This window comes from Bradyrhizobium rifense, from assembly GCF_008123425.1.
GTDB classification, from domain to species: Bacteria; Pseudomonadota; Alphaproteobacteria; order Rhizobiales; family Xanthobacteraceae; genus Bradyrhizobium; species Bradyrhizobium rifense.
The window spans coordinates 66,863-88,033 of record NZ_VSSS01000060.1; the positions used below are offsets into that span (position 1 = coordinate 66,863).

The following is a 21,171-nucleotide window of genomic DNA, read 5'->3' on the forward strand; positions in this document are numbered from 1 at the left end:
GTCACCCCATGAATTTGATGAGAGCCAGGCTGAAAGTTGCAATGAACAGGAAGGCAAGTGCGCCCAATATAGCCGGACGCAGGCCGTGCGCGTAGAGTTTCGAGATATCGGTCTCGAGGCCCATGGCGGCGAGAGCGATCGTGAGCAGGAAGGTGGACAGGGTGATCGTGGCGTCCCTCATTCCCGCCGGAATGGTCACGACACTGTTGATGGCAGTCACCGCGACAAAGCCGATTGCGAACCAGGGCAGGGGTGCCCTTGCCGACCTGCCGGGCGCGCCACGGGCCGCCAGCCGGGGCCCGACGCTCAGGGCCAGCACCACAGGCGCAAGCAGCATGACTCGCGCAAGCTTGGCGACCGTGGCAATTTCGCCGGCGCGCTGGCTGTTCTGAAAAGAAGCGGCGGCCACCTGCGCGATCTCATGGATGGATGCCCCGCTCCAGAGGCCATAGGCCGCGCCGTCGAGATGCAGAAGATGCGGCAGCACAGGATAGACGAACATTGCGATCGAGCCGAAGATCGTGACGCAGGCAATCGCGTAAGCGACATCCTCGTCGGACGCTCCGGTGACGCTGTTGGTCGCGACAACGGCCGAAGCACCGCAGATCGAGGTGCCCGCGGCGATCAGTTCCGTGAGCTTTCGGTCGACGCCCAAGGCGCGACCGGCTGCGAGAGTAAAGGCGAAGGTGGCAACGAGCGTGCCGACGACGATCAAGAGTCCCCTTGCACCCACGGCTGCAAGCTGGGTCAGCGTGATCTGAAAGCCGAGGAGAACGATCGCGGCCCGAAGCAGACGGCGCATGCTGAAAGCAATTCCCGGGGCGGCGAAGGACGGAGTGCCGACCAGATTGCGCATGGATATCCCGATTGCGATGGCGAGGATCATGGGGCTGAACGTGGCAATTCCTGGAACGCCGTGAAGCAATTTGGCGACGAGAGCGATAGCTCCTGCCAGCGCCACCCCGGGGATGACGGCGCGGGCTGGTTTCACCCGCGATACGATGGCGTCGCGGATGACGGATCTGACTGGAGAAGTGCGGAAGTCGATGGCAGAGGTCATTGGCGTTACTCCGGGTTACGCCAAAACTGGTCTGCGGCGATGAATTTATCCAACAGATTGATATTCAGATTATGATCGATAAAATCGATTTGTCATCGCTGGTGCGCATTCCCTGGGCGGGACGCTAACGCGTCTGCGATCGGTCCGAAGATCGTACCTTAGTCATTGTTGCCGCTGGCTTTTTTGAAGGCCGTCTGCCTGCGCCGAAGAACCTTTGCGGCCGTTTGGAATAAAACGCGTGCCGCTCCGTCAAACTCCCATGCGATCAACATGGGAGTTCAGGATGCACCAGAAGTCGCGCAGATTCATTGCGACACTCGCAAGCAGGTGTCGTTTCCGAAGACCAGGGCTCGCCGCGATCCTGTTGGGTGGGCGAGTCCTGATTGCTTGCGCGATCCCGCCGCTCGCGTTCGCGCATGAAGCCCATCCGGCCGATCCTCCGGCAGGGCTGACCGCCGAGGAATCCGCGTTCCTGAAAGAGAACGACGCGGCGATGACCAAGATGATGAACGACATGGCGACGAAGCCCAGCGGCGATATCGATCGCGACTTCGTTGCCATGATGAACCCGCATCATCAGGGCGCCATCGACATGGCCGTAATCGAGCTGCGCTACGGCAAGAACGAGCAGCTTCGGCGGATCGCGCAGGAAATCATCGTCGACCAGATGCAGGAGATCGCCGCGATGAAACTCGCAATCGGCGAGCCGGCGACCGACACGACGCCCGCGCCGACGCAGCCGCAGGCTCTCCCTGCCGCGCACGTTCACCATCATTCGGGCATCCAGATGGATATGTCCTCCGGAATGAAAGACTAGGAGCGAAACATGATAACGTGGAAAACTGTCTTCCTGGCGGCAACGATGCTCGCAACCGGGTCCGCTGCGTGGGCCGGGCAAGCGCCCGGCGCGCTGTCCTCGCCCGACATTCCGATCAGCCATCACGACCGGATTTATGCGGCCGAGCAGTTCTCGAATACGGTCTCGGTGACGGATCCCGTCGACAACAAGCTGCTCGGCGTGATCCGGCTGGGCGATCCGCAGCCGCTCAATTTCAGCCCGCTCTACAAGGGGCAGGTGCTCGTCCACGGTATGGGCTATTCGCCCGATCACCACACGCTCGCGGTGGTGTCGATCGGCTCGAATTCGGTCACCTTCATCGACACCGCGACCAACGCGGTCAAGCATGTGACCTATGTCGGTCGTTCGCCGCATGAGGCATTCTACACGCCGGACGGCAAGGAGGTGTGGGTGACGGTGCGCGGCGAGAACTACATCTCCGTGATCGATGCCAATAGCTTTGAAGAGAAGACGCGCATCACGACTCCAAGCGGCCCGGGCATGCAGATATTCTCGCCCGATGGCAAGTACGGCTACATTTGCTCGTCGTTCAATCCGGAAACCGATGTCGTCACGGTTGCCGATCACAAGATCGTCGCCAAAGTGAAGCAGGATAGCCCGTTCTGCCCGAACATCGCCGCGACGCCCGACGGCAAGCAGGTCTGGTTCACGCTCAAGGACGTTGGCAAGACGCAGGTATTCGACGCACGTCCTCCGTTCAGCCTCATCAAGACGATCGACACCGGTCCGATCACGAACCATGTCAACTTCGCACAAACCGCCAAGGGATCGTTCGCCTATGTCACGATCGGTGGCTTGAACGAAGTCAAGGTGTTCCGCACCGACGACTTCTCGCAGGTCGCGACCATCCCGGTCGGCAATTTGCCGCACGGCGTCTGGCCGTCGGGCGACGGATCGCGCGTCTATGTCGGCCTTGAGAACGCCGATGCGCTGGCGGCGATCGATACCGCGACCAACAAGGTGATTGCCAGCATTCCGATCGGTCAGGCACCTCAGGCGATCGCCTATGTCCCCAACGCCGCGCCCAATCCCGACGACCGGGAGAACCTTCAGCCGCTCGGCGTTGCCGGTCAGGCTGCCCATCTCGCCCTGGCGCCCAAGAGGGAGGCGGGCGATGGCAAGGTGCCGACCAGCGTGTCGCTGTTCGACCAGGGCCTGATCCAGATCCTCCAAGCTTCGGTGACGGGTCTCCAGCCGAAGCAGAAATATGTGCTGGCGCTGTCCGAGCATGAGGACGGCAGCGGCCCGTTGCAGCCGCTCGCAGCGTTCATGACGAACCCGGCAGGATCGGCTATCGTCAACGCCGCTGGCCCGATCCGGCAGATCGTCGATCAGGGGGCAAAGGCCGACAGGCGATACCTTGTGATTGCGTCCGGCGAACCGGCCATGCCCGGCGAGGCGATCCAGATTGAGACCCGTTGACGTTCGCTGAAGCGAGAAGGAACGCAGGCGGAGGGCGAGATGAAGGATATGTTGGTTCAGGTCGAGCCGCTGATCCCCGCCCTCCGCCGCTATGCGCGCGCCCTCGTGCGCAACCGCGCGAACGCGGACGATCTTGTGCAGGACTGCCTGGAGCGCGCTGTCAGCCGCTGGCATCAGAGGCGGGACGGGAGCGTGCGCGCCTGGCTGTTCACGATCCTGCACAACCTCGCGACGGATCAATTCCGTCAGGCGTCGTCGCGCGGCAGGCATGTGCCGATCGAGGAAGCGGGTGAGGGCGAGTTTCGCGGGGCTGCCGCGCAGGAGCATCGGCTCATGTATCAAGACGTACTGGACAAGCTTGCGAAACTGCCGGGCGAGCAGCGGGCCGTACTGCTGCTGGTTGCGGTCGAGGATCTTTCCTATGCGGAGGCTGCGAAGGTATTGAACGTCCCGATTGGCACCGTGATGTCGCGCCTGTCGCGGGCACGCGAGAGGTTGCAGCAGGAGCTCGACGGCGTCGCTGGTGCGCCAGGGAACGTGGTGACGATGCGGAGGCTGACATGAACAACCGGCCGATCACGGAAGACGACCTCCATGCCTATGTGGATGATGTGCTCGAGCCGGAGCGTCGAGCGGAAGTCGGCTCCTACCTTGCCGATCATCCGGACGTCGCCAAGCGCGTCGCCGGCTTTGCCGATCAGCGCGAGCTGTTGCGCGCGTCGCTGGCGCCGATTGCTGACGAGCCGTTGCCACCCGAGCTGAACCTCTCACGCATTGTCGAGGGTCGGAGGCGTCGTTCCCCGCCGGCATGGTGGGCGATCGCGGCGATGCTGCTGCTGAGCGTGGGCGGGTTTGGCGGCTGGGTAATGCGCGGCTCGTTGGAGGCGCCATCTGGCGGACTGGCCGCACTCGCGCAGGAAGCGGCTTATTCCTACAATGTCTACGCACCGGATCGGATCCGCCCCGTCGAGGTGCGAGCATCCGACACCACGCAGCTCGTCCAATGGATCTCGAGTCGGCTCAACCGGCCTGTCAAGGTGCCGGATCTGGCGGATTCAGGCTACCGGCTGATGGGTGGGCGCCTGGTCGCGACCCAGCACGGACCGGCCGCAATGTTCATGTATGACGACGACCACGGCAGCCGGGTTGTCGTGCTGACGCGGCCGATGAGCAGCGCCGACCAGAACGCACCAATGACAGCACAGTCAAACAGCGGCGCCACCGGGTTTGCCTGGGCGGACGACGGCATTGGCTATAGTCTTGTGGGCCCGGCGCCGACGAACTCGCTGAAGGCGATCGCGAATGAGGTTCGCAGGCAGGCGCGCGCCATCTGAATCGGCGGCCTCACGTGTGGCGGACCGCCTCCCCATGCGCTCACCCTTATTGAACAAGAATTCAGGATGTCGGGCCGTGTAGAACGGGCGTTGCTCCCTATCTCTAACGAGAGAGGACCGATCATGACGACAACCAAATTTGTGACTGCCGCCTTCGTAACTGTAGGGCTTGCGATTGCGCCCTTTGCTGCGGAAGCGAAGAGCTACACGTATTTGAGGCACGATGTGTCGACAATGCAATCTGCTGCCTATGGGACGTCCGGACTGTCGACATCGCCATCCGGGACCTATGGGACATCCGGAACGTCTGTCGGAACTGTCACCGCACCCTCGTGGGGTCGTACAACTGGCCTTCGGTAGGCGTGACAAACGCAGTGCCCACTTGGCGCAACACCAATCCTTCTGTTCGCAGGTAGCGAGAACTGCCGCCACGTCTCGAAGCTCGTTGCGGAGGCATGCGCCCCGTCGACGAGCACGGATCGGCGTTGACCGATGGTCTGGCCGAGACGCGACGCCTCGCATGCCGTGTGGTGTCATCGCCGCGAGCTGAGTCCCCACGCGAATTCGGTCGCCGTGCCAGCGAATGAATTCGTATTTAATCGAAATCTGAGCGCGGACTCATACTTCCACTCTATCGACAACGTTGCGCGCGGTTCCAAAACCAGGTTGTGCGGTCCGTGATTGATTTGTCGAGTGCCCGCAGCCCAGGAGTTCCGGCAATGTGCTCTTTTCATCAGTTCAGCGCCTTCGCGGCTTCGCGCGGCGAAGGTCTTCACCCGAAATTGCGCGCGTTGCTCGAACGGGCGGCCGCATTGCCATTTTCGGAGGTCTCGCTGCGTCATGATGGTCTGGTTCAGGCTGGGCCGGATCCGGAGTCGGAAATCGCATCGTCGCGCGCCAATGTCGTTCTGCTCTCGCGACAGCCGGCCAATCAGTAAGCGCGCCTGAATGGAGTTTTAATGGTGACGGGTTGACCGCTCCCTACTTCTAAATCGTGCGTACAATGTAAGGAGACGACCATGAACGCCACCACATCGACATCTGCGTTCGCGACCAACAATGACGAATGGATCAGTTGTTCTCACTGGGGCATGTTTGCGCTACCCCGAAAGGCGCGCTGACTTCGCGATCGCGCTAGTTCAAAGCCGGTCCCGGCGAACAGATCATCAGCATGTCTCGACCCAAGTTCCTGCCTGAGAACTTCACCCTGGCGTTGATCGCGACCGTCGTCGCGGCAAGCGAGCTGCCATGCCGCGGCACGGCGGCGCTGGTGGTGGATCACCTCACCGACCTCGCCATTGCCTTGCTGTTCTTCCTGCATGGAGCAAAGCTGTCGCGCGAAGCCGTGATCGCTGCGGCAGGTCACTGGCGGCTGCATGCCCTGGTGCTGCTGACGACATTCGTGCTGTTTCCGCTGTTCGGCCTGGCTTTCAGGCCGATCCTGTCTCAGCTTGCGACGCCGACGCTCTACGCCGGCATCTTGTTTCTCTGTACTCTGCCGTCCACGGTCCAATCCTCGATCGCCTTCACCGCCATCGCGAAGGGCAACGTTCCGGCGGCGATTTGCAGCGCCTCGGCTTCAAGCATCATCGGCATCTTTGTCACGCCGCTCGTGGCAGGCCTCGTGCTTTCAAATCACGGCGGCGCGGCCTCAGGCTGGGATGCGATCGGGCAGATCACGTTGCAGTTGTTCGTGCCGTTTGTCTGCGGACAGCTGCTCCAGCCGCTCATTGGCGAATGGATTGGGCGTCACGACGGCATCGTTGGCGCGGTCGACCAGGGCTCGATCCTGCTCATTGTCTATTCCGCCTTCAGCGCGGCCGTCAGCGAGGGCTTGTGGCATCAGGTTCCGCCAGCTGCGCTCGCGGGGCTGGTCGTCGCCGACGGCATCCTTCTTGGCGCCGCCCTGATCACGACCGGACTTCTCGGCAAATGGCTGGGCTTCGATCGTGCCGATCGAGTGGCCATTATCTTCTGTGGCTCGAAGAAGAGCCTGTCCCAGGGCGTTACCATGGCCAAGGTGATCTTTGCTTCCCACGCGGTGGGCGCGGTGATCCTCCCGCTCATGGTCTTCCATCAGGTTCAACTGATGGTCTGCGCGGCGTTGGCCCAGCGATGGGGCCGTCGCGCTGAGCTCTCTGCGCCCGCCTCAGCCGACACAGGGTCCGTCGTGATGCGCTGACGAAAGCCGTCCCGACGGTTTTCAACTGCCCATGAAAGGGATAGGGCCGATCGGCGTCTTTGGGCTCTTGGACGGATTCGGGCAAATTGAAAAGGAGGCCGCCAATCCGTGCCTTATCTCTTTAGGCGGTGGTCACAATCGAAAACTCCGGCAAGGACGATTGCCGATGTGGCCGATCAGTGCAGCGCGATGGAGATCGTATGACGTCTGTAGTCCCGACCCGTCTTGTTGGGCTACCTGGTAGTCTCCGCAAGGGGTCTTTTTCGCGCGCGACCCTCGCCGGTTTGCGCGATAGCCTTCCATGCAGGACAAGCCTCGAGCTCTTGAGTCCGGAGCTTCCACTCTACAATGAGGATGAGGATGGAAATCATGCTCCCCTCGAGGTGCGGCAGTTCCGGAATGCGGTGGCGTACAGCGCCGGCTTGATCATCGTCACACCGGAATACAACCACGATGCCAGGGGTCCTTAAAAATGCGCTGGACTGGGCGTCCCGCCCATATGGGAAGTCCGTTCTGATCGACAAGCCAGTCTTGGTGATATCGGTGTCCCCAGCCTTCACCGGTGGTGTTCGCGCCCACGCGCAGGTCAACGAGACGCTGCTTTCAATCCCAGCTCGCCTCGTTGGCGGTGCGCAGGTCGTCATCGGAAACATCGCGGAAAAGGTGTCGGACGGGGTACTGGATCAATCGTTCCTCAGCTTTGCAATGCAGCCCGTCGATCGATTGATCGAGCTTTCACGAAGCGCCACGGCACTGGCCGCGATCGGGGCGGTTCGGTGAGGCCCGGGTCGCCAAGGCTATCTGGAAGAACAGTAGGTTGAAGCAGAACGAATCTGACCTTTGCCTTGGGGCAAACTCCTACGCTTCCAATCGCGACGCGAAGGGCGTTGGTCACCGTCCGTGAAGCCGCACTACCATTTGGTGGATAGCGAGGCAATATGCGGCGCCAACGAAGCGCTATGGTCGTGCGACGAATGCCTATTTTCAGTCTGACAGGCCCGGTGGTGCGACAGCAAGTCATTGATTGTTCTTAACCCGTCGCTGACTCTTAATTAGCCGCTTTATGGGGATCTTCAGATGCTTACTTCAAGGGGCTTGCATGCGTGATAGCGCGCGCCATTCCTAAGCGAATCTGAACGGCAGCCGCGTTGCTCAATCGATCGCTGCCCCATTTTCATTTGGAAACAGTAGCCAACCTATTGAAATTACTGGAGCGTGTTTTGACCATTTTTTCCAAATGCGCCTTGAAATCACTAGATAATCAAGCGAATTTTGATTCCGCCATTCGGAGGTTCGATCCCTCCCGCCCCAGCCAGCTGATATTGCTCGTCAAATTGCCTTCTCAACTCGGCCTTTGCGGCTTGCTGCTGTTTGGTGATGGGACCGCCGAGGCTTGCCGTTCCTTTGCTTCGTAATATTCAGCCGAGAACTTGATGGACCATCGCGCGAAGAACGAACGCAATTCCTGAGTGGGCTTCTCGACGCCGAGATGCTCTGCGACATGCGCCTCGCGCAACCACCTCACCGCCGACGTGAGGCCGGCAATGCGCTCGAGCCTCTCAACCGCCGCGACCCCGGCGATCTCTGCCTGCCGATAGCGAAGGCCGACCTTCCTGATCACATGCACGCGCTTGATGATGTCGTAGCCCCTGCAGACGAGCTGAACGAAGGGATGTTTTCTGGCCTGCGGCCAGGCTGCCGGATAGACCGGTAGCACCAGAAGCTTGCTCTTCGCGATGACCGTTGCGAGCGGATGCAGGAGTTGCATCCAGGCTGGCCAGGATGTGACCTTGGCAAGCAATATCGCGTGCATCGCCGTTGCCGCACCGAAAGAGATCGGCAGCCAAAGGACCGCGCACAGGATCACGAGCAATGCGGCGTTCGGCGTGAGATGTCGGCAGGTTCTGAACACCCATGCCATGCCGCCTTCAAAGGCATCATGCACAGCATGTTCGAACGCTCGATAGCTGATCTTCCGCCGGAACCACAACCAGTTTCGGCGAATCGATCTACCCCACTGTCGACGCTTCGCGGCGGACAGGGGAAGAAAGCGCACCGCACCATCGATGACAGTAACGATGGCATCGCCGACAAACCTGGCCGCGAAGAGCGGAAGCCAGACAATCTGCATTGCAAAAGGGAAGGCGTAGTCAAGCATCCGCATCAAGATCGAAAGAACGAAACGCAGGATCTTGTTCGTGGCGAGCGCGACAACAACAAGCGGGATGATGATCACATCGTCGAGCGCACCGCGAAAGCGGCTTTCCTCGGTCCATGCCGGGTGACGACCATCGGTCACGGTGCACCGTCCGGGCTGAGTGCCGCCTCAGATTAGCACGTTGCAAGCTCGAGCGGGGCCTCAGGTACCAGTCGGTGGGCGACAGCGAGCACTCCGCACAAGAGGCCAGTTCGCATGACCCGCGTTAACCCTGTCTCTGATCTTGTCCCGTGGCCGCGCCGGCTGGTTCAGTTCTGCCGCCAAGCCGCCTTATTGGATGTCTGCAATTGGTCTCCGATTTTCGCGAGCTTATTTTTCGGCTTTGAACGAGGCGTCTCGTTCGGGAAGCGTGAAATCAGATGAAGGCGGCTCTCATCCTCGTTGGCTTCGGTACACTCGCGATGATGGAGCTTGAGACAGCGCCGCGCATGACAAAGCCCGTGAACGCGCCGCCCGTTCAGGCGACCGTCGGGTTACGCGTCTCAGCCGATACGCTGACGACGGCAGACCGGCTCGAAACCCCGCACATGCAATTTGAGGCGCCTCCGCAGGCGGTCGCCTTGAGCGAACCGATGCCTCGGCCGGATCAAACGGCGACTGTTGCGCAAGGGCCTTTGAAGATCATCGAGCCACACCAGCGCACCGCAAGCGAGGGAAAATTCGCGGTCATGCTGCCTAGACCTCGGCCCGCGCAGGGAACGTCCAAGGCAATTGCGAATGCCAAGCGCGCCAAACCAGTCGCGGAGGTCAAGCCCTGCCGGCCAGGCGTCTTCGATGGCTTGTTCAAGGCATTGAACCTGTCAACGGGCTGTCAGAGCTAGCCCCAACCCCGCGCGTGCGTTAGAGCAAACACGCCGTGCCGACGAAACCCGGCAGCCTCGCCCGGACGAACCGCGGCCACGGCGGATTCACGCGGCCACGCTATCAATCGAGCGGCGTATCACCTGGCGCACCTCCGCATTCGACAGGAACAGGTCGTGGTTGATAACGCCCCAGCCTGCCTCGGACGCATCGACCACGCGCACCCCGAGCCCTTCGATGGCGGTCTTCTCGGCAGCGCCGACCCTTGTCATCCCACCAGCGATTTGCCCCGACAACGCCAGCGCGCGGTCGTTCGTTGCGGCGATGACGGTGATCTTGCGCGAAAGCGGACCGATGCGGTTGATCGACGACGAGAACACGTCCATGTCGATGTCCGGCGCGGCGAACACCACGGCACCGATCTTGCCCGCAACGGCGTCACCAGATCGCGCATAGAGCTGGCGCAGGCTTTCGAGCGTGAGCATGGTTCCCATGCTGTGCGCGACGATGTGGACCCGGCCGGCGCTTGAACTCGTCACGACAGATTGCAGCACGCGTTCGAAGCCGTCGCGGGACCACATTGCGCTGTCGCGGTCATAGGCATAGTCGAACAGTCCAGCCTTCGAGGGCCAGGAGAATACCATTGTCTGGCCGCGGAACCTGATCCCATCGGAGAGATGCGCAGCATCGAGCGCCGCTGTCTCGAATGTCTGCTTGAAACCGTGCACGTAGATGAGAACATCTGGTCCGCCGCCGGCCTGCGCGACAAGACTGCCGACATCGCCCGATACCGGCTCGACCCCATCAAGACGCCAATCGTCAAGTCCGGCTGCAGCCAGAGAGAAACGGCTGTCACCAGGCGGCACGAGCTTCGCTCGTGCGACGGTCATCGTAGGAGCCCGCTCCGGCCCGAACCACGGCTTCGACCGGCCGCCGTTCACCGGCTTGCGCGTGGTTACGACGAGCAACGTAGGGTCGACCGAGAGCGACGAAGCGTCGTAGCGTGCGCCGGTAGCACCCAAGCTGGCGCATCCGCCCAGCGCGACAACGCAGGCTGAGGACGCAAGCCCGCCAAGGAGCGCACGGCGGGACGCAATCACTTCGTGTTGCACTAAACGTTGGATGATCACGCAGAACCTTCAGGAACTGCCCCCTGGGGGAGCCCGCCCCCTGCGCGTTCCTGAATGACGATGGCGGCGAGAAAAGGGCGGGTGCCGCACGCCGCTTTTTCCAAATGCGGATTGAAATCGTCGAACAATCAAACAGGTCTTTGTTCCGCCATTCGGAGGTTCGATCCCTCCCGCCCCAGCCAGGCGCAACGCCCGGGCAGGTTGCCACCCCGACCGGATCATGTAGTTGCCTTGGAGCACCCGACGGAACTATTCCAGTCGCGATCGCGGCGGCTTTGTGTAAGAAAGCTGCGCTGAGGCCTCGGAGAGAACCAATTCCCCAACTCATAATCGGCCTGATCTATCTGCTGATCCTGACCCGCTTCATATGGCCGATAGATTTGCCGCTCTGGGCCAAGATCGTGATGGCAGCGCTCGCATTGGTCGCACTACAGTTTCACCGGTGGAGCAAGCTCTCGTCGGGCTCCGTATTTTCTCCCGAGTTTCCACGTCCGGTGGTCGCCCTCTTTAACTGGGCGTTGGGCGCGATCGTCCTGTTGGTGTTGCTGCAACTGGCGCTCGATGTAGGACTTCTGCTTGGAATCCCCTTCAATGGTGGCGTCGTGAGTGCGCCCGACAAAGTCCGCTACGGACTGGCTGCATTGGCCGCCGTCGCGGCTGCGATCGGTGTCCATCAGGCGATGCGGATTCCGCCGCTGAAGGACGTCGAGATCGGGATCCGCGGACTTCCGTGGCAATTCGACGGTTACACTATTTTGCAACTGACCGATCTTCACATCAGCCGTCTGTTTCCTGCTTCATGGGCACGCAACGTCGTCGAGCGATCGAACAAGCTCGGCGTTGACCTGATCGCGATCACTGGAGATTTGATCGACGGCACGGTCGAAGCGCGACGCACCGACATAGAGCCGTTACAGGACTTGAAGGCGACCGACGGCGTCTACGTGATCTCGGGAAATCACGAATACATCTTCGGCTACAGCGCGTGGATGGCGCAGTTCGCCGCGTTGGGTCTGCTATCGCTCGAGAATCGGCACATCGTTGTCGATCGCAACGGCGGTACGTTGGTCCTGGCGGGCATCACCGACCGGGCGTCGCGCCGCGGTGGTCATGCCGTCCGCGACCTTGCCGCGGTTCTCAAGGGCATTCCCAAAGGCGCCCCTGCCATCCTGCTTGACCACCAACCGAGCGACGCGCGGCATGCCGCCGAACTCGGCGTAGCCTTGCAACTGTCCGGGCATACGCACGGCGGGCTGATTTGGGGAATTGATAGATTGGCCGCACGCGCCAACGCTGGCTACGTCTCGGGTCGCTATGACGTCGACGGGATGGCCCTCTACGTGAACAACGGCACCGCGCTGTGGCCAGGCTTCGCGCTGCGGCTCGGTCGTCCATCCGAGTTGACACGGATCACGCTGCGCCAAGTGGCCGCCACCTGACAGCGTGACGACCGGCATGACAGCGTTCCGCCGCAGGCGGCTCAGATGCCAAAAGTCAGTTGCGGCTCAGCGTCGTCTCCGAGCTGAAGGGACGACAGCGATACACCCACGAGCCTGACGCGTTTCGGCAGCGGCATCTCGATTTCGAGCAGGCCGCAAGCGAGACGCTCCAGTTCGTCGCGGCCTGTGACCGGCGCGAGCAGAGACCTGCTGCGTGTGATGATCTCGAAGTCGGCGAACTTGATCTTCAAGGTGACGGTGCGGCCCCGGCTGCCGGTCGTCTCGCAATGGCGCCAGACCTTGTCGACGAGGGGGCGAAGCTCGACGACCAGCGCGTTGAATTCGAAAAGGTCGGTCGAGAATGTGGTCTCGGCGCCGATGGATTTGCGAATCCGGTTGGCGCGCACCGGCCGTTCGTCGACGCCGCGCGAGATCCAGTAGTAATAGGCGCCCGACTTGCCGAAATTCGCGTTCATGAACTCGAGCGTCTGGTTGCGGATGTCGAGACCGGTGAACAGGCCGAGTGCGTTCATCTTCGCACCTGTCGCCGGCCCGATCCCGTGGAACTTGCCGACGGGCAGCTTCTCCACGAAGGCGGGTCCCATCTCCGGGGAGATCACGAACTGACCGTTGGGCTTGCGGTGATCGGAGGCAAGCTTGGCCAGGAACTTGTTGTAGGAAATGCCCGCCGAAGCGTTGAGGCCGGTCTCGGCCTTGATCTTCTCGCGAATCCGCAACGCGACGTCGCGCGCAAGCGGGATGCCTTGCAGGTTCTCGGTGACGTCGAGATAGGCCTCGTCGAGCGACAGGGGCTCGATGATCTCCGTGTGCTCGGCAAAAATCTCGCGGATTTGCCGGCTGATCGCCTTGTAGACCTCGAAGCGCGGCTTCACGAAGATCAGGTCGGGACATTGCCGCTTCGCGGTCACCGATGCCATCGCCGAACGAACGCCGAATTTGCGCGCTTCATAGCTCGCCGCGGCGACCACGCCGCGCTCGGCCGAACCGCCGACAGCGACGGGCTTGCCGCGCAGCTCAGGATTGTCGCGCTGTTCCACCGACGCGTAGAAGGCATCCATGTCGATATGGATGATCTTGCGAACGCGCGTTGCGTCGCCTTCCACGGTGCCGGATTCTCTCATGCGCGGATGATACATTCGGGCCGTGAGAATCGCGAGGCCTGGCCTACGCTTCAGCCTCCGCTCGTCGCATCACGGACGAGCGCGATGACCTCGTCGGCTTCCTGTTCGGTGCTGTCGAAGCGGGTCACGAAGCGGATGACGTCCTGGCCCCGTCGCGCGAATGGCAAGCCGGCCGCTGCGAGCCGGTTGATGGCAGGCACGGGCAGGTTGATGAAAACCAGATTGGCTTCGACTGGCGCAACGAGCCGAACGCCGGGCAGCGCAGCGAGACCCGCGCCAAGACGCGCGGCCACGGCATTGGCCTTGGTCGCGAGCCGCAGATAAAGGCCGCCCTCGACATAGGCGAGCAGCTGTACAGACGCATAGCGCATCTTTGACCAGGTCTGGCCGGCGCGGCGAAGCCGATAGGACAGAGGTTCGACCAGGTCTCGGTCGAAAACCACGATCGCATCCGCCGACATGGCCCCGTTCTTGGTCGCGCCAAAGGACAGGATGTCGACGCCCGCGCGCCAGGTCATCTCCGCCGGGCCGCAGCCGAGCCGCGCCAGGGCGTTGGCGAAGCGGGCGCCATCCATGTGAACAGACAGATCCTTGTCACGGGCGATTGCACTGATCTCCGCGATCTCGGCGAGAGCGTAGACGGTGCCGAATTCGCTGGACTGGGTGATCGACACCGCGTCGGGTTGGGAGCGATTGCGGACTCCCCAGGCCGTCCCGGTGAGCGCCTGGCGCAGGAGCCCTGGCTCGATCCGAAAGTTCGGGCCGGGCAGAGTGAGGAGCTTCGCGCCGCCTGTGAAGGCTTCGGTCGCGCCGCCTTCCGCGGTGTGAACATGCGCCTCTTCGTGGCAGTAGATCGCGCCATATGGCCGCGCGCAAGCCGCGAGCGATAGGGCATTGGCTGCCGTGCCGGTCGCGACGGGGAAAACCGTAACCTCAGTCTCGAACAGCGCCGAGAAGCGCTGGTTCAGCAATCTCGAATAGTCGTCGTCGCCGTAGGACGCGGCTGGTCCGCGATTGACGTCCGCGATCGCCTGGAGAATCTCAGGCGCGACCGGCGCGACATTGTCGCTGCGAAAGTTCGGGAGCGTCCGGGTTGTGTCGTTCATAACGTCCTGTCCTGCCGTCAGATGACGGTCGCTTCCTGCTTGTTGACGCGCCGGTTGACGAGAAGCAACGGGATCGCGGTGACGAGAATGAGGACCGCGGCTGCGGCGGCCGCAAGGCCTGCGCCGGTGCCTTCGATCGCATGATACATGACGACGGTCGTGGTCGCCCAACGGCTCGAATACAGCACGATGGTCGCGCTCAGCTCGGATGCGGCCGTGATCCAGACCAGGACAACGCCGCCGACAAGACCGCTCGCCATCAACGGCACCGTCAGACTTGCGAATGTCCTGCTTGGCGAGACCCCGAGATTGATCGAGGCCTCCTCGAGCGAGGGATCGAGCTGATGTACGATGGCCGAGGACGATCGGATGGCGAAGGGCAGCTTGCGGACGACATAGGCGATCACCAGGATCAGCCAGCCGCCGGTCAGGACAATAGGTCCGCTGTTGAAGGCAACGATGAGACCGATCGCCAGGATCGTGCCCGAAACCGCAAATGGCACCATGCCGACGAAGTCGAGCAGTCCCGACAGGCGGGAGCGATGCCTGGCGACGACATAGCCGATCGGCGCGCCGATCAGCATGGTCGCGATCGCCGCGGTGCTCGCAAGCGTCAGCGTGTTGAGCAACGGCCGATAGGAGCCGGAGAGCAGGGTGGCGTAATTGTCCAGTCCCAGCTCCCAGGTCAGGACCGGGCCGCGGAAGCGCAGGACCGAAACCATCAACACGGCCGCGAACGGCAGCAGCGAGACGATCACGATGCCCCAGCTCATGATCGCAGCAGCGAGCTGCAATCCCGGTGTCAGCGCCAGCTTTGCGGGCGCGCTGCGCGCGCTGGTCGAGAAGCGACGCTTGCCGAGATAGTGCCGTTGCACGAGCAGCGCCAGCGCGGTGCAAGCGATCAGGAGCACGCTGAGTGCGCCCGCTGCCGCCGGGTTTGCGTCGGACTCGCCGGCGAACAGCTTGAAGATGTCGACGGCTAGGAACGGCCGGTCTTCGGCCAGCACCGCCGGCACGCCAAAGTTCTCCAGCGCCTCGATGAAGACCAGGAGGCCGCCGGCCAGGATCGCCGGCATCACGATCGGCAGCAGGACGGTGCGGACGGCGTAGGACTGCGAACCGCCGAGATTGCGGGCGGCCTCTTCCATCGAAGCGTCGACGGCCTGAAAGCCCGCCAGCACCGGCATCACCACGTAGGGATAGAGCGTCAACGTGAACACGATCACGATGCCGGGCATACCGTAGACCGAGCCGATCGGGATGCCGATCCCGCGCAGGGCCGTGGTGACGACGCCGGCATGGCCGAACAATAGCACCAAGGCGTAGGCGCTGACGAACGAGGGAAGCACCAGCGGCAGCGACGCCAGCGTCAGCAGCAGCGCGCGGCCCGGCACATCAACCCGGGCGAGGCAGAAGGCAAGCGGGATGCCGATCGCGCAAGCGAGGCCTGTTGCGAGCGCCGCCGCGAGCAGACTGTTGCCGATGGAGCCAAGATAGTAGCGGCTCTTCACGATCGCGGCGTAGTTGCCGAAGGTGAAGGCGCCGGTGCCGTCGATCCGGATGCTCGCATCGAGCACGAGCGCCAGCGGGTAAAGCAGAAAAACCGCGAGCAGCACCAGGGATCCCAGGGCCACGATGGTGGCGAAGCGCTTCATGGCGCAGGGAACGCAATGATCTGGGCGGGGTCATAGGCAAGAACAAGCGGCGCGCCGGGCACTGCATCGAACGCTGCGCCACCGAGCGCCGAGACCCGAATCCGGGTGCCATCCGGCAGCGTTGCGTGGAGACGCTGCACCGGGCCGAGAAATTCACGCAATGCCAGCCGCGCTTGAACGCGAGGACCGTCGGTGCCGTCGGCCAGCCGCAACGCCTCCGGCCTGAGCGAAAGCAGGACCGGTGCGCCAGGCGAAGCGATCTCGCCCCGCACCGTGAACTCGGTTCCGGCTGCGGCGACCTGGGTGTTGCGGCCGTCGAAGGCCTTTGCAACGCCCGGCACCATATTGGTCGAGCCGAGGAATTCGGCCACGAAGGCGGTCTGCGGCATCCGGTAGATGCGCTCGGGCGTGTCGACCTGCTCGACCTTGCCCTGCCGCAAGACAGCGATGCGGTCGGAAATGGCGAGCGCCTCCTCCTGGTCATGCGTCACATAGATCGCGGTCAGGCCGAGTGCCTGCTGCAATTGACGGATCTCGATGCGCATCTCGGTCCGCAGCTGCGCGTCGAGATTGGACAGCGGCTCGTCGAACAGGAGCACCGCGGGCTCGATGACGAGCGCGCGGGCGATGGCCACGCGTTGCAGCTGACCACCCGAGAGCTGGTGCGGCGAGCGCGGACCATAGCCGGCAAGACGCACCCGCTCGAGCGCCTTGTCGACGCGCGACTTGATGTCGGCCGCCGGGACTTTTCTTGCCTTCAGTCCGTAAGCGACGTTTTCGGCCACGGTATGGTTCGGAAAGATCGCGTAGTTCTGAAACACCATGCCGGTGTCGCGGCGATGCGCGGGCAGATTGTCGATGCGCCGGTCGCCGAAGGAAATCGATCCGGATTCGACCTCGACGAAGCCGGCGATCATGCGCAACAACGTCGTCTTGCCGCAGCCCGACGGCCCGAGCAGCGTGAACAGCTCGCCATGCGCGATACCGAGCGAGATGTTGTCCACCGCGCGCACCGCGCCGAAGGTGCGCGTCAGCTGTTCGATCCGGATCGCGGTCATGAAATCAGCGCGTATCCTGGATCGTCGTCTTCAGCCGCGCGAGAGTGTCACGCCGCGCCGCTTCCCATTTGGCATCGTCGTAGGGCAGCACCTTGATCGCCGAGAACGGCAGCATGCCGGGTGCGACGGCGCCGAGATCGATATCCTGACGCGCAGGCCGCCGGAATGTCGCCTTCAGCAACATCTCCTGCACATCCTTGCTGGCGAGATAATCGACGAGCTGCCTGGCCGCTTCAGCGTTCGGTCCGCCTTTCAGAATGCCGGCGCCCTCGACGACGGCGTGCGTGCCCTCGGCCGGATAGACGACGTGCACCGGCGCACCGTTGTGGGCCCACAGGAAGCCGGCATATTCCAGCGTGATGCCGAGCGGATATTCGCCGCTGCCGACGCCTTCAAAGACCTGCGTCGAGCGATTGAGCACTTTTGCGTTCGCAAGCAGCTGGCCCATCTTGGTCCAGGCTGCATCGCCTTCTCCCCAATGCGACAGAAGCAGTGTGGCGGCCGCATATGAGAACCCGGAATTGCTGGGGTCGGTGAAGGCGAGCTTGCCCTTCAGTTTCGGGTCGAGGAGATCGGCCCAGGATTTCGGCCCGCTGTCCTTGTCGATCGCCTTGGTGTTCTCTCCGATCACGACGACCTGGATGTTCGTGCCGAGCCAGAGGTCCTTTGGATCGCGAAACTGCGCGGGCACGGCGTCGCGGTCCTTGGCCGGGTAGGCCTGAAGATACGGGCTCGCCAGCCGCAGGATCGTCGCGCTGACGCCCCAGATCACGTCGCCCTGCGGATTGGCAGCCTCCGATGTGATGCGGCGGACCAGAACGCCCGATCCCGTCGACACCACGTCGAGCTTGATTCCGGTCGCCTTGGCAAAGCCGTCGGCGACAAGCTTGTTCACGGTGTCATCGTTGGCCGAATAAAGCACGACATGCTGCTCGGCCCAGGCCGATCCGGCCGCAAGGAACGAGACCGCCAGCGCGAGGCCGCGGGCGAGGATCGAGGCCGGAGTTCTCATCGTGTTCGCCTTTTCGGTTCTGTTGTTGCTTATTTGGTTTTGGCGAGATGTTCGGTCGCCGCCTTGAGCCCGGCACCAGCTTCGACCGGGAGGCCGAGCTTGGTCAAGACGTCTTCGAGATGAAGCAGATCGGTCAGGATGGTTGCGGCGCTGAATGCACCCATCGTGCCAAACCGGATGACGCGGCCGGAGAGACGGTTGCGCGCGCCTGCGATCACCGTGCGATGATCCGCGTAGAGCCGCCGCACGATCGTGCCGCCCTCGAGCCCGTCAGGCACCTTGAAGACGACGACGGTGCTCGAGCGCGGTCCGCGCTCGCAAAAATCCGCAAGCCCGAGCGCCGCGCCGCCGGCGCGCAGCGCACCCGACAGTTGCTCATGGCGGGCGAGCACGTTCGGGAGGCCTTCCTCGTGCATCATCGTCAGGGATTCACGCAGGCCATAGAGAAGGCTGACCGGCGCCGTGAACGGCGTTTCGCTCAGCTCGATCGATTTCAGCGCCCGGCGGAAATCCCAGAAGAAGACCGATCGTCGCTCGTCCTGCTCGATCACGCGCCACGCCTTGGGGCTCACGCTGGCAAGGGAAAGGCCCGGCGGGCACATCAGCGCCTTCTGCGAGGCCGAGACGACGATATCGACGCCCCATTCGTCCTGTCGCATCGCGATGCCGCCGAGCCCGCTGACGGAATCCGCGATCAGCAGCGTGGGCCGGTCGCGCACCAGCGCGCCGAGCGCCGCAAGATCGGCCACCATTCCGGTCGAGCTCTCGTTGTGGACGACGACAATGGCGCGATAGCTGCGCTCGCGCAGGCGAGCCTCCACCGCGGCAACGTCGATGGCCTGGCCCCACTCGGTCGCAACGGTGTCGACCGAGATGTTCATGGCCTTGGCGATCGAGGTGAAGCGCTCGCCGAACTGGCCATGCTCGATCACGAGGATCTGGCTGCCCGGCCCGACCACGTTGACGAGGGCGGCCTCCATGACGCCGGTTCCGGAGCTGGCAAAGAACATGACGCGATTTGTCGTGCCGAGGACCGGACGGATCATCTCCTCGGTCTCGCCGATCGCGGTTTTGCACTCAGGACCGCGATGGTTGACGATCACCCGTGCTGTGGCCTGTCGCACCCGTTCGGGCACTTCGGTGGGGCCAGGAAGCCGAAGTCGATATCCCGTTGCGGGAATGGCGGATGGCGTGTCTGTCGTCGTCATAGCTTGAAGTCACCGTTCTGACGCATGTGGGAACAAGGCCGCCTGCACGCAGGATCGCCCTTATGATCGGTGGGGAGCGTTGCTTATTCTGTTGCGTCCATGTGGTTCTGGTCAACGACCCGCAGCGTCCGTCGCATCATGCCATCGACAATGGCCGCCGACTCGCTTGGACGCAGATGGATCGTCGTGGACTTGAGCAGCCATGGCAAGACCGCTTGCTCCAGCCGCTCCTCATAGGCTGCGCGCATCATGTCGAATGCCTGCAGGCCGGGCCCTGCCAGGACGACATGGTGCGGGCGCAGCACGGATATCGTTGCCGCGACCGCCTCGGCAAGTGCGCGGCCTGCCTGCTGGAAGACGTGCTCGAGACGGGGATCACCGCTCCGTGCCCGCTCGTGCAGCAGGGCCATCTGCGCCTCGGAAGGCTGCTGCGACGCCGCCGGCGGCAAGTCGAGAAAGGTGCGGGCGTCGCGGTAGAGCGCATAGTCGGCGAGATGAGCCTCGATACAGCCGCGCTGGCCGCAGCGGCATTGCGGCCCGTTCGATCCCAACTTGGTATGGCCGATCTCGCTGCCGGCGCCGGCGCCCAAACGCGCTTCACCGTCGACCACGATGCCCATGCCGACGCCGTGACCGATCAGGATTGTGGCCATGAGGCCCTGCGCCAGTGACGGCTCTGCGGCGGCGAGAGCCAGCGCAACCGCGACGGCATCATTCGCCATCACGACTTCGGTGCCGAATGCCTGACGCACCGGCTTCGCCAGATCGATGTCGGTGACGGACAGCACCGGGCTCCACAGATGCCGGCCAGTATCCGCGTTCACGATGCCCTGGAGGGCAATCCCTATTCCCAGCAGCCGGTGGCGCGGTGTGGCCGTCGCCTCCAGCATCGCATTGATTTGCGTGATCACGAGGTCGCACAACGCGCCCGCATCGAGCGCCCGCGTCGCGATTTCGCGGCGTGATTGGGCCAGGCTGGAGCCGCTGAAATCCGCAATCAGCGTCTCGATCAGATTCATGCGCAGCGAGACCGCAATGATGCGGCCGAACTCCGGGTTCAGGGTCAGCAGCACGGCCGGCCGGCCACGGCGGCGGCTATTCAGCCCATCGGGATCCTCGTCGTCAGGATCGTCGGACCATTGGGGTACCGGGGTCTCGGTCTCGCACAGCAACTCTTCCGCGATCAGCCTGGACGTCAGGCCGGACACGGCCGGGAAGCTCAGTCCCGTGCTCCGGGCCAGCTCCACACGCGGCAATGGCCCGTGACGTCGCAGGACTTCCACCAGCCGACCCCGGTTCGAGCCACGGGCCGTGCCGGAAATTCGTCTCGGCAACTCAGTCTGGTCAGTCATGCTGTCCTATTTAATTCAGGGCATGAATTTAATAAGCGCCTATTGCTGCGGTGTAATTAGAGAAGCATAGCGCACAGTGCGCAATGGCGAGGCATATTTACTAATACCACGCCTCATGTACTATTTCCGCTTGAAGAAACGACCAGTGCATCTTGATTTTGATGTTCTGCTCTGCAACATTTCTTCGCTGCGT

General features: G+C 62.8%; 18 protein-coding genes and 2 pseudogenes. 10 read left to right on the top strand and 10 right to left on the bottom strand.

The features are described 5' to 3' along the window. Window position 1 precedes the first annotated feature (1 nt). A complete protein-coding gene (locus tag FXB40_RS35355) occupies window positions 2-970 on the bottom strand; it encodes a YeiH family protein (protein ID WP_347339795.1) in 969 nt (322 codons plus the stop codon). A 373-nt stretch (window positions 971-1,343) separates the two neighbouring features. Here FXB40_RS35355 and FXB40_RS35360 point away from each other — a divergent pair, with 373 nt between their 5' ends. The 8 genes and pseudogenes from FXB40_RS35360 (at window position 1,344) to FXB40_RS49535 (ending at window position 7,637) form a co-directional block, all read left to right on the top strand. Continuing rightward, the gene (locus FXB40_RS35360; protein ID WP_187437365.1) at window positions 1,344-1,877 is read left to right on the top strand and encodes a DUF305 domain-containing protein; all 534 of its coding nucleotides are present in this window, start codon (window positions 1,344-1,346) and stop codon (window positions 1,875-1,877) included. Window positions 1,878-1,886: 9 nt separating this feature from the next. Beyond that, window positions 1,887-3,341 carry a YncE family protein gene (locus tag FXB40_RS35365; protein ID WP_148776906.1) on the top strand — a complete coding sequence of 485 codons (1,455 nt, stop codon included), beginning with the start codon at window positions 1,887-1,889 and terminating at the stop codon, window positions 3,339-3,341. 39 nt (window positions 3,342-3,380) lie between these two features. Next, entirely contained in the window at window positions 3,381-3,905 is a 525-nt protein-coding gene (locus FXB40_RS35370; protein ID WP_148776907.1) for a sigma-70 family RNA polymerase sigma factor, read from the top strand. Then, on the top strand, window positions 3,902-4,675 hold the full coding sequence (locus FXB40_RS35375; protein WP_148776908.1) for an anti-sigma factor family protein: 774 nt from the start codon (window positions 3,902-3,904) through the stop codon (window positions 4,673-4,675). The genes FXB40_RS35370 and FXB40_RS35375 overlap by 4 nt, the downstream gene beginning before the upstream one ends. Window positions 4,676-4,798: 123 nt before the next feature. Continuing rightward, window positions 4,799-5,091 (top strand): annotated as a pseudogene (locus tag FXB40_RS50570) (hypothetical protein). Between the two features lie 303 nt (window positions 5,092-5,394). After that, complete coding sequence (locus FXB40_RS35385; protein WP_148776909.1) at window positions 5,395-5,613, top strand: hypothetical protein; 219 nt, start codon at window positions 5,395-5,397, stop codon at window positions 5,611-5,613. Window positions 5,614-5,846: 233 nt separating this feature from the next. Next, window positions 5,847-6,857, top strand: a complete 1,011-nt coding sequence (locus tag FXB40_RS35390) for a bile acid:sodium symporter family protein (protein WP_148776910.1) — start codon at window positions 5,847-5,849, stop codon at window positions 6,855-6,857. Window positions 6,858-7,057: 200 nt separating this feature from the next. Then, a pseudogene (locus FXB40_RS49535) lies at window positions 7,058-7,637 on the top strand (NADPH-dependent FMN reductase). A 562-nt stretch (window positions 7,638-8,199) separates the two neighbouring features. Here the strand turns inward: FXB40_RS49535 and FXB40_RS35400 are convergent. Further along, window positions 8,200-9,156, bottom strand: a complete 957-nt coding sequence (locus FXB40_RS35400; protein WP_148776911.1) for a hypothetical protein — start codon at window positions 9,154-9,156, stop codon at window positions 8,200-8,202. 359 nt (window positions 9,157-9,515) lie between these two features. Here FXB40_RS35400 and FXB40_RS35405 point away from each other — a divergent pair, with 359 nt between their 5' ends. Continuing rightward, window positions 9,516-9,896 (top strand): hypothetical protein, encoded by a 381-nt coding sequence (locus FXB40_RS35405; RefSeq protein WP_246208172.1) that lies wholly within the window; start codon window positions 9,516-9,518, stop codon window positions 9,894-9,896. 87 nt (window positions 9,897-9,983) lie between these two features. On the opposite strand, the gene FXB40_RS35410 is transcribed toward FXB40_RS35405, so the two are convergent. Then, window positions 9,984-10,976 (bottom strand): alpha/beta hydrolase, encoded by a 993-nt coding sequence (locus tag FXB40_RS35410; RefSeq protein ID WP_430648174.1) that lies wholly within the window; start codon window positions 10,974-10,976, stop codon window positions 9,984-9,986. Window positions 10,977-11,320: 344 nt separating this feature from the next. Between FXB40_RS35410 and FXB40_RS35415 the strand changes: the two genes are divergently transcribed. Further along, entirely contained in the window at window positions 11,321-12,445 is a 1,125-nt protein-coding gene (locus tag FXB40_RS35415) for a metallophosphoesterase (RefSeq protein ID WP_148776945.1), read from the top strand. A 41-nt stretch (window positions 12,446-12,486) separates the two neighbouring features. Here the strand turns inward: FXB40_RS35415 and dinB are convergent, their stop codons facing one another. From dinB to FXB40_RS35450, 7 genes are all read right to left on the bottom strand, one after another. Continuing rightward, the gene (dinB, locus tag FXB40_RS35420) at window positions 12,487-13,587 is read right to left on the bottom strand and encodes a DNA polymerase IV (protein WP_148776914.1); all 1,101 of its coding nucleotides are present in this window, start codon (window positions 13,585-13,587) and stop codon (window positions 12,487-12,489) included. Window positions 13,588-13,637: 50 nt separating this feature from the next. Further along, window positions 13,638-14,693 (bottom strand): threonine aldolase family protein, encoded by a 1,056-nt coding sequence (locus tag FXB40_RS35425; RefSeq protein WP_148776915.1) that lies wholly within the window; start codon window positions 14,691-14,693, stop codon window positions 13,638-13,640. 17 nt (window positions 14,694-14,710) lie between these two features. Continuing rightward, on the bottom strand, window positions 14,711-16,348 hold the full coding sequence (locus tag FXB40_RS35430; protein WP_148776916.1) for an ABC transporter permease: 1,638 nt from the start codon (window positions 16,346-16,348) through the stop codon (window positions 14,711-14,713). Then, window positions 16,345-17,406 carry an ABC transporter ATP-binding protein gene (locus tag FXB40_RS35435; protein WP_148776917.1) on the bottom strand — a complete coding sequence of 354 codons (1,062 nt, stop codon included), beginning with the start codon at window positions 17,404-17,406 and terminating at the stop codon, window positions 16,345-16,347. Before FXB40_RS35435 ends, FXB40_RS35430 begins: the two co-directional genes overlap by 4 nt. A gap of 4 nt (window positions 17,407-17,410) precedes the next feature. After that, the gene (locus tag FXB40_RS35440; RefSeq protein ID WP_148776918.1) at window positions 17,411-18,418 is read right to left on the bottom strand and encodes an extracellular solute-binding protein; all 1,008 of its coding nucleotides are present in this window, start codon (window positions 18,416-18,418) and stop codon (window positions 17,411-17,413) included. 29 nt (window positions 18,419-18,447) lie between these two features. Beyond that, window positions 18,448-19,626 carry a pyridoxal-phosphate-dependent aminotransferase family protein gene (locus tag FXB40_RS35445; RefSeq protein WP_148776919.1) on the bottom strand — a complete coding sequence of 393 codons (1,179 nt, stop codon included), beginning with the start codon at window positions 19,624-19,626 and terminating at the stop codon, window positions 18,448-18,450. Between the two features lie 83 nt (window positions 19,627-19,709). Further along, a complete protein-coding gene (locus FXB40_RS35450) occupies window positions 19,710-20,978 on the bottom strand; it encodes an ROK family protein (RefSeq protein WP_148776920.1) in 1,269 nt (422 codons plus the stop codon). Between the last annotated feature and the right edge of the window lie 193 nt (window positions 20,979-21,171).

Coding starts and splice junctions, on each gene's coding strand:
- FXB40_RS35360 (WP_187437365.1), top strand. CDS start 1,344: ATGCACCAGAAGTCGCGCAGATTCATTGCGACACTCGCAAGCAGGTGT.
- FXB40_RS35365 (WP_148776906.1), top strand. CDS start 1,887: ATGATAACGTGGAAAACTGTCTTCCTGGCGGCAACGATGCTCGCAACC.
- FXB40_RS35370 (WP_148776907.1), top strand. CDS start 3,381: ATGAAGGATATGTTGGTTCAGGTCGAGCCGCTGATCCCCGCCCTCCGC.
- FXB40_RS35375 (WP_148776908.1), top strand. CDS start 3,902: ATGAACAACCGGCCGATCACGGAAGACGACCTCCATGCCTATGTGGAT.
- FXB40_RS35385 (WP_148776909.1), top strand. CDS start 5,395: ATGTGCTCTTTTCATCAGTTCAGCGCCTTCGCGGCTTCGCGCGGCGAA.
- FXB40_RS35390 (WP_148776910.1), top strand. CDS start 5,847: ATGTCTCGACCCAAGTTCCTGCCTGAGAACTTCACCCTGGCGTTGATC.
- dinB (WP_148776914.1), bottom strand. CDS start 13,587: ATGAGAGAATCCGGCACCGTGGAAGGCGACGCAACGCGCGTTCGCAAG.
- FXB40_RS35425 (WP_148776915.1), bottom strand. CDS start 14,693: ATGAACGACACAACCCGGACGCTCCCGAACTTTCGCAGCGACAATGTC.
- FXB40_RS35430 (WP_148776916.1), bottom strand. CDS start 16,348: ATGAAGCGCTTCGCCACCATCGTGGCCCTGGGATCCCTGGTGCTGCTC.
- FXB40_RS35435 (WP_148776917.1), bottom strand. CDS start 17,406: ATGACCGCGATCCGGATCGAACAGCTGACGCGCACCTTCGGCGCGGTG.
- FXB40_RS35440 (WP_148776918.1), bottom strand. CDS start 18,418: ATGAGAACTCCGGCCTCGATCCTCGCCCGCGGCCTCGCGCTGGCGGTC.
- FXB40_RS35445 (WP_148776919.1), bottom strand. CDS start 19,626: ATGACGACGACAGACACGCCATCCGCCATTCCCGCAACGGGATATCGA.
- FXB40_RS35450 (WP_148776920.1), bottom strand. CDS start 20,978: ATGACTGACCAGACTGAGTTGCCGAGACGAATTTCCGGCACGGCCCGT.